Annotated in this window: 7 protein-coding genes; 3 read left to right on the forward strand and 4 right to left on the reverse strand. The window is 68.0% G+C overall.

Annotated features, from left to right (window positions below; genetic code table 11):
• Positions 1-131: 131 nt before the first annotated feature.
• From VGT00_11940 to VGT00_11955, 4 genes are all read right to left on the reverse strand, one after another.
• The gene (locus VGT00_11940; GenBank protein ID HEV8532121.1) at positions 132-914 is read right to left on the reverse strand and encodes an enoyl-CoA hydratase-related protein; all 783 of its coding nucleotides are present in this window, start codon (positions 912-914) and stop codon (positions 132-134) included.
• A 64-nt stretch (positions 915-978) separates the two neighbouring features.
• Entirely contained in the window at positions 979-2139 is a 1161-nt protein-coding gene (locus tag VGT00_11945; protein ID HEV8532122.1) for a CoA transferase, read from the reverse strand.
• Between the two features lie 167 nt (positions 2140-2306).
• A complete protein-coding gene (locus VGT00_11950; protein HEV8532123.1) occupies positions 2307-3434 on the reverse strand; it encodes an acyl-CoA dehydrogenase family protein in 1128 nt (375 codons plus the stop codon).
• The gene (locus VGT00_11955) at positions 3431-4648 is read right to left on the reverse strand and encodes an acyl-CoA dehydrogenase family protein (protein HEV8532124.1); all 1218 of its coding nucleotides are present in this window, start codon (positions 4646-4648) and stop codon (positions 3431-3433) included. The genes VGT00_11950 and VGT00_11955 overlap by 4 nt, the downstream gene beginning before the upstream one ends.
• A 162-nt stretch (positions 4649-4810) precedes the next feature.
• Here VGT00_11955 and VGT00_11960 point away from each other — a divergent pair, with 162 nt between their 5' ends.
• The 3 genes from VGT00_11960 to VGT00_11970 form a co-directional block, all read left to right on the forward strand.
• Positions 4811-5368, forward strand: coding sequence for a putative glycolipid-binding domain-containing protein (locus VGT00_11960; protein ID HEV8532125.1), 558 nt, complete (start codon positions 4811-4813; stop codon positions 5366-5368).
• Positions 5365-5937, forward strand: coding sequence for a DinB family protein (locus VGT00_11965; GenBank protein HEV8532126.1), 573 nt, complete (start codon positions 5365-5367; stop codon positions 5935-5937). The genes VGT00_11960 and VGT00_11965 overlap by 4 nt, the downstream gene beginning before the upstream one ends.
• A 31-nt stretch (positions 5938-5968) precedes the next feature.
• A partial coding sequence (locus VGT00_11970) for a hydantoinase/oxoprolinase family protein (protein ID HEV8532127.1) occupies positions 5969-7639 on the forward strand: 1671 nt, incomplete at its 3' end.

The following is a 7639-nucleotide window of genomic DNA, read 5'->3' on the forward strand; positions in this document are numbered from 1 at the left end:
CGCCGGCTTCGCCGGCGCAGTTCTCAGATTGCTCGCCTCGGACGGCGGGGCCCCAGCCCCGCGACGTCCTGCGGCTCGCACTGCGTCGGGGGGAGGCTTCGGAAGGGGGGCGGAGCCCCCCTCCGAGCTATCTAGCGGCCCGACCACTTGGGCTTGCGCTTCTCGACGAAGGCGCGCGCCCCTTCCACGCGGTCCTCGGTGGTGCGCAGCAGCGTGGCCAGATCGTTCTCGAGCCTGATGCCGTCTTGCAGGGGTAATCCGAGGCCGCCGACCACCGCCTCCTTCGCGTAACGGAGCGCGATCGGAGCCTTGGCCGCGATGTCGCGCGCCAGCCCCTGGGCGGCGGCCATCAGCTCGGTCACGGGTACCACGCGCTCGACCAGCCCGATTCTCAAGGCCTCGGCGGCGGGCACGCGCATCCCCGTCAGGACCATCTCGAGCGCCTTGCCGCGCCCCACCAGCCGAGGCAGCCGCTGCGTGCCGCCCCCACCGGGAATGATCGCGAGGTTGATCTCAGTCAGGCCGAGCTGGGCATCCTCCGCGGCCACTCTGATATCGCAGGCCAGCGCGAACTCGAGCCCGCCGCCCAGGGCGAAGCCGCGAATGGCCGCGATGATGGGCTGGGAGCAGCGGTCCATCTCGCTCCGGAAGTCGAGGCGCCTGCGCGACTCGCGGAAGTGGGTGGGTGTCGGGGGCTCGAGGAACTCGCGGATGTCGGCGCCGGCGGAAAAGGCGCGATCGCCCGCGCCCGTCACCACCACCACCTTGACGGCATCGTCCATGCGCAAGCGCGTGAAGATCTCGAAGAGCTCGGTGCGCATCTGGTTGTTCATGGCGTTGAGCACGTCGGGTCGATCGAGCGTGATGAAGGCCACGCCGTCCTGCGCTTCGTAGCGAACCACCCTATCCGGCATTATTTTTGCCCTCGCCTCGCCACTCTCGTGCCTACGGCAGCTCGGCAGTGTCTCGGCTCGAAAATCAAAGATCCTTTCCGGCGATGACCCCGCGGCGATGGAGGTCGGCGATGTCGCCGGCGCCATAGCCCGCCCCGCGCAGGATCTCCGCGGTGTGCTGGCCGAGGAGCGGCGGCGGACCCGGATCCACGCCGGGCGTCTCGGAGAAGCGGAGCGGCAGTCCCATCATCTTGAGACGCCCCAGCTCCGCGTGCTCGTACTCGACCAGCATGTTGTGATGAAGCACGGCGGGGTGGGACATGAAGGCCTGTAGGGGCTGCGTGGGCGCGCAGGGGATATCGGCCTCGGTGAGAATGCGCACCCACTCGTCCCGCGGACGCGAGGCGAAAGCCTCTTCCATCAGCGGGGTGAGCGCGTCGGAGTTGTCCCGCCGTCCGAACCACGAGGCAAAGCGCGCATCGCTGGCCCATTCGGGCTTGCCCAGCACCTTGCAGAGCTTGACCCAGAAGGACTGGTTGCCACAGGCGAGGAAGAACCACTCGCCGTCGCTCGCTCGGTAGAGCCGATAGGTCGGCGTGTCGCGGTAGACGATCTCGCGCCCGGGCCAGTCCACGAAGTTGCCGGCCTGGAGCGCGAGGATGCCGTGCATGAGCGAGGTCCACACACGCTGGCCCTGGCCGGTGCGCTCGCGGACGAAGAGGGCAGCCAGCACGGCCTGGCAGGCCAGGGCCGCCGTGTAGTAGTCGGTGACGGGGATGCGCACATACTGGGGCGGGCCGCCAAAGCCCTGATACGTCATCACTCCGCCCAGGCATTGAAAGACGGGGTCATAGCCCGGGCGCTCGCTCTCGGGGCCTTCGGGGCCGAAGGCGCTGATCGAGCAATAGATCAGCTTGTCGTTCAGGCGGCGAAGCGTCTCGTAGTCCACCTCGAGCCGCTCGACCACGCCAGGCCGCATGTTCTCCATCACCACGTCTGCCGTCTTGGCCAGGCGGTGGATGACCGCGCGCCCCTCCGGCTCTTTGAGATTGACGGCAATGGAATGCTTGCCGCGATTCCAGCCGTAGAAGCCATGCAGCTCGCGGAAGGCGTCGCCCTCGAGGGCCTCGACCTTGATCACGCGGGCGCCGAGGTCCCCGACCATCATGGCCGCGTAGGAGCCGGCGATATAGGACGTGAGGTCGACGACCGTGATGCCGTCCAGCGGACCTGCCCCCTGACTCAACTCAGCCCTCGCCTCGCCGAAATCGTCTCGGCTCGAACTGCGGCCCTCTCCCCCGATGGGGGAGAGGGTTGGCTGGGTGACTCTCCCCTGCTGGCTGAGGACTCTTAGGCTCCCTCTCCCCTCTGGGGAGAGGGCCGGGGTGAGGGGATTCGAGCGAGTCGGCCATGCTATCGGGCGGAAATGGCGTGGCGCGTGATCAGCTCCCGGTGGTACTCGGTGTCGCCGTAGAGCGGCTCGAGGGCCTTGGCGCGCTTCATGTACAGGTGCAGATCGTACTCCCACGTGAAGCCGATGCCGCCGTGCACCTGGATGGAATCACCGCAGACGCGGCGCGCGGCCTCGTTGACATACGACTTGCAAATGCTGGAGGCAACCGCGGCGTCTTCCGCCCCCGCCGTCAAGGCCCAGGCCGCGTAATACACCGCGGCATGCGCATTTTCCGCCTCCAGCAGCATCTCGGCGCACCGATGCCGGATGGCCTGGAAGGAGCCGATGGGCTGGCCGAACTGCTCGCGCACCTTGACGTACTCCACGCTCATGTCGAGGCAGCGGCGTGCCGCCCCCAGCATGTCGGCCGAGGCGCACACGGCCGCGCGTCGCAGGAGCGACTCGAGCACGGTGGCGGCGCCGCCGGGCTGGCTCATGATCGCCTCCGCCCCCACCGCGACCTTGTCGAGCCGCATCTCCGACCAGCGATTCGAGAGGTCAATGCCCTTCATGGGTGAGAGGGTGACGCCGACGCTCTTGGGATCCAGGAGGAAGAGCGACAACCCTTCCGCCGACCGCGCCGGCACCAGGATGGCGTCGGCCACATGCGCCCACGGCACGAAGCGCTTCACCCCGGAGAGAATCCAGCCGCTGCCGGACTTGGTCGCGCTCGCCGTCGTGGAGGCGGGGTCCCAGTCGAGGTGCTCTTCGAGCAGCGCCGCCGTCATGCGCGCGCGCCCCGACGCGATGGCGGGCAGCCACTTGTCCTTCTGCGCCGGCGTGCCGCCCAGCGTGAGCCCGAGCCCGCCGAGGACCACCGTGGAGAAGAAGGGCCCGGGATAGGCGGCCCGTCCCATCTCTTCGAGGAGGATGGCGAGCTCGACCAAGCCGAGCCCCGCGCCGCCATGCTCTTCGGGGAAGGGGAGACCGAGCCAGCCGAGCTTGCCCATCTCGCCCCACAGATCGTCGCTGTAGCCCTTCGCGTCGTCGGCCATGGCCCGCACGTGGGCCGACTTGCAATGCTCCTCCAGGGCCGCGCGCACGGAGTTCTTGAGGAGGACTTGGTCGTCGCTGAACGAGAAGTTCACGCTTTGCCTCCCACCCGATCGGCGCGGGTTTCCTTCGGCAGGCCCAGGATGCGCTCGCCGATGACGTTCTTCTGGATCTCCGAGGAGCCGGCATAGATGGTGCCGGCGCGCGACCAGAGATAGGCATAGGCCCAGGAGCCCTGCTCGCCCACCGCGGTGTCGATCTCGAGCTGGAACTCCTTGGGCGCGCCCTCGGTGAGCTGGCCGTAGGGGCCGAGGATCTCGAGGGCCAGCTCCATGTAGCGCTTCTCGAGCTCGGAGTACGAGAGCTTGGTCAACGAGCCGCCCGCGCCGGGATGCTCGCCGCGCTCCAGCTGCGTCAGGGTGCGAAGGGCCTGGTAGCGCTCCACCTCGATGTCCGCCCAGATCCGCCCGATCTTCTGACGCACCAGCGGGTCTTCGATCAGCGGCTTGCCGTGGCGGCGCATCTTCTTGGCCGCCTCGACCAGCCGCGAGTGCTGCGAGGCGTAGTTGGTCACCCGCGCCAGCGCGCGGCCGCCGCGCTCGTAGCCCAGCGTGGTCTGGGCAATGGCCCACCCTTCGCCCAGCTTGCCCATCTGGTCGCTCTTCTCCACCCGCGCATTGGTCATGAACACCTCGCAGAATTCCGAGGAGCCCGTGATCTGCTTGAGGGGGCGGACGTCGACACCGGGCTGGCGCATGTTCATGAGGAAGCAGGAGATGCCCTTGTGCTTGGGCACCTTGGTGTCCGTGCGCGCGAGGAGCAACCCCCAGTGGGCGACCTTGCCGCCGCTCGTCCAGATCTTCTGCCCGTTGACGAGGAAATGGTCACCCTGATCGACGGCCGAGGTCTTCAAGGCGGCGAGGTCGGAGCCCGCGTTGGGCTCGGAGTAGAGCTGGCACCAGAGCTCCTCCGCGGTCAGGATCTTCTTGAGGTAGCGCTTCTTCTGGGCATCGGTGCCGTGGACGATGACGGTGGGCCCGACGATGCCGATCCCCAGGCTATTGGCCGGCGCCGGTGCTTTCGACCGTGCCAGCTCGTCGGCCACGATGGCCTGCTCCATGGGTCGCGCCCCGCCGCCGCCGTATTCCTTCGGCCAGCCCATGCCGAGATAGCCGGCTTCGTAGAGCTTGCGGTGCCAGCCGAGGCGATCATCGAGGGTCCGGATCTCCTTGCGCGGCAGGTTCTCCTCGAGCCAGGCGCGGACCTGCTTGCGGAAGGCGATATCCTCGGGCGTGTAGTTCAGATCCATGGGCGATGCCTCCATTCGTGCGGCTCGCGATGCTGTCGGGGTAAACCCGTTTCTAGCACGGGGTCCGAACCCGGTCAACCTGAGGCGCGACGTGAGGGTGTTCCAGCAACGACCCTCCGTCCGTGCTACCTTGCGGGCATCGACCGCGCATCGGAACGCACCGTGAAACATACGATTCTGTGGCGCCGCCTCGATCTGCCCGGCCATGACGCCTGCCAGCTCATGGCCGTCCCCGACGGGTGGCGACTATCGGGCATGGCGGTGTTCAACCTGGATCGCCGCCCGTGCGCGCTCGCCTATGAGGTGGACGCCGATGCGCGATGGTCCTCACGAGGTGTGCGCGTGCATGGATGGTGCGGGACGGAGCGTGTCGACGTCACCATCCTCGCCGCGCCGGGCGGGGGCTGGCACCTCAATGGCGTCGAGCAATCGGCGGTTCAAGGCTGTGTCGATGTGGATCTTGGCTTCACGCCCGCCACGAATCTGCTTCAGCTTCGTCGCGTCGCCCTGGACATTGGACAGGCGGCCGACGTGCCCGCAGCGTGGCTTGCCTTCCCTGAGTTGACACTGGAGCGCCTGGAGCAACGGTATCGGCGGCTGGATCAGGTCACGTACGAGTATCAGGCTCCCGGCGTCGGCTACGCGGCAGCACCGCTCCAAGTGAATGAGATCGGGTTCGTGACCCGCTATCCCGGCCTCTGGGAGGCGGAGGCTCCATGAACTACGATCTGCGGAAGGCGGACCTCTCCACCGTGCTGGCCGAAGGCCGACTGGTCGCCGACGAAACGAAGCGCACCTTCGGAAAGCGCTCCGCCGCGCAGATCAACTGGAAGCCGAGCGAGGGGGAGTGGAGTATCGGCCAGTGCTTCGATCATCTGATCATCTCGAACCGCCCGTACTTCTCGATCGTCGACGAGATCCTGCAGGGCAAGAAGCGGCCGCGTCTCTGGGAGCGCATGCCGCTCCTTCCCGCGCTCTTCGCCAGGCTGCTCATCAAGACCCTCCGGCCCGATTCGGGGCGGAAGGTCAAAGTGCGGAAGGCCTTCTACCCGTCGAGCAGCCAGATCGATCCGGCGATCGTCACGAGCTTTCTCGAGCAGCAGGAGCGCCTGCTGCATCTCATGGAAGCCTCCCGAGGGCTGGACCTCGAGGGCATCACGATCACCTCACCCGTGTCGAGCCTCATCACGTATAGCCTGATGGATGCTTATCGGATCGTCGTGGTCCACGAGCAGAATCACTTCGTCCAGGCCAGGCGAGCGCTCGAGATGCCGGGCTTTACGACTTGATCTTTCCGCGCCGTCACCCTAGGGTTTTTCCGTGGCCCAGTATTCGCTCGGCATAGACATCGGCGGCACCTTCACCGATATCGTGGTCTACGATCACGACTCGGGTCGGCAGGTCAGCCGCAAGGTTCTCACCACGCACGATGACCCCGCGCGCGCGGTGGCCGCGGGCGTGGCCGCGGTGCTCGTGGATGGGCGTTTCGAGCCGACCGCCTTCACGCGCGTCGTGCATGCCACCACGCTCTTCACCAATGCGCTGATCGAGCGCAAGGGCGCGCCGACCGGGCTCATCACCACCGAGGGCTTCGCGGACACGCTCGAGATCGGGCGCGAGCGCAAGTACGAGCTCTACGACCTCGCCATCACCAAGCCCGAGCCGCTCGTGCCTCGTCACCTGCGCCTCGAGGTGCCCGAGCGCGTCCAGGCCGACGGCAGCGTGCGGCGCCGGCTCGATGCCCGGGTGGTCGAAGCCCGTGCCCGCGCGCTCGTCAAGGCGGGCGTCACCTCCATCGCCATCGTCTTTCTCCACGCCTATGTCAATCCTCGTCACGAGGCGCAGGCCGCCGAGCTGATTACCCGGCGTCACCGCGGCGTGGCTGTCACCACCTCGCATGAAGTCGCCCCCGAGATCCGCGAATTCGAGCGCGCCTCGACCACCGTCGCCAATGCTTATATCAAGCCGCTGGCCCAGCGCTACCTCCAGCTGATGGCGAAGCGCCTGGCGGAGCTGCGGATCCCCGCGCCGCTGCTCCTCATGCTTTCGAGCGGCGGGCTCACCCACGTCGGCGAGGCCCAGCGCACCCCGGTGCAGATGCTGGAGTCGGGCCCGGCCGCGGGCGCCATCGCCGCCGCCTTTTTCGGCCGCGAGGACAGCGGGGGCAATCTCCTCGCCTTCGACATGGGCGGCACCACGGCCAAGCTCTCCCTCGTCGACGGGGGCGAGCCGCTCACCGCCAATAGCTTCGAGGCGGCGCGGCAGCGGCGCTTCATCGAGGGCAGCGGCCTGCCCATGCGCATCTCGACCATCGAGCTGATCGAGATCGGGGCGGGCGGAGGCAGCATTGCGGACGTCGACGAGATCGGCCTTCTCAAGGTGGGGCCGCGCAGCGCCGGCTCGCATCCGGGGCCGGCCTCGTATGGCCTGGGCGGCGCGGAGCCCACGGTGACCGACGCGGATTTCCTGCTCGGCTACCTCAACCCCGACTACTTCGCGGGCGGCGAGGTCAGGGTGGACATGGAAGCGGCGCGCGCCGCTATCGAGCGGCTCGCGGGACGGCTGGGGCTCGACCCCATTCAGGTCGCGTGGGGCATTCACGACATCGTGAACGAGAACATGGCGGGGGCCGCGCGTGTCCACATCGCGGAACGCGGACGTGACCCGCGCGACTACGCGCTCCTCTGCACGGGGGGCGCGGGGCCCGTGCACGCCGGCTCCGTGGCGCGCAAGCTCGGCGTCTCGCGCATCGTCTGTCCACCCTCGGCCGGCGTGGCCTCCGCCCTGGGCCTTCTCGTGGCACCCGCGCGCGTGGACCGCGTGGCCACCGTGGGCATGCGCCTCGATCAGGGCAGAATGGCGGATCTCGAAGCGGCCTTCAGGAAGCTCGAGGACGAAGCGCGGGCGGTGATGGCTGACACGGGGCTCAAGCTCGAGAACGCGGCCATCCAGCGACTGGCTGATGGCCGCTTCCTCGGTCAGGGCTTTGAC

Source organism: Candidatus Methylomirabilota bacterium (genome assembly GCA_036002485.1).
Lineage (GTDB): Bacteria > Methylomirabilota > Methylomirabilia > Rokubacteriales > CSP1-6 > AR37.

Bases quoted from the DNA above. Each gene is read 5' to 3' on its own strand.
- VGT00_11940 (HEV8532121.1), bottom strand. From the start codon at position 914: ATGCCGGATAGGGTGGTTCGCTACGAAGCGCAGGACGGCGTGGCCTTC.
- VGT00_11955 (HEV8532124.1), bottom strand. From the start codon at position 4,648: ATGGATCTGAACTACACGCCCGAGGATATCGCCTTCCGCAAGCAGGTC.
- VGT00_11965 (HEV8532126.1), top strand. From the start codon at position 5,365: ATGAACTACGATCTGCGGAAGGCGGACCTCTCCACCGTGCTGGCCGAA.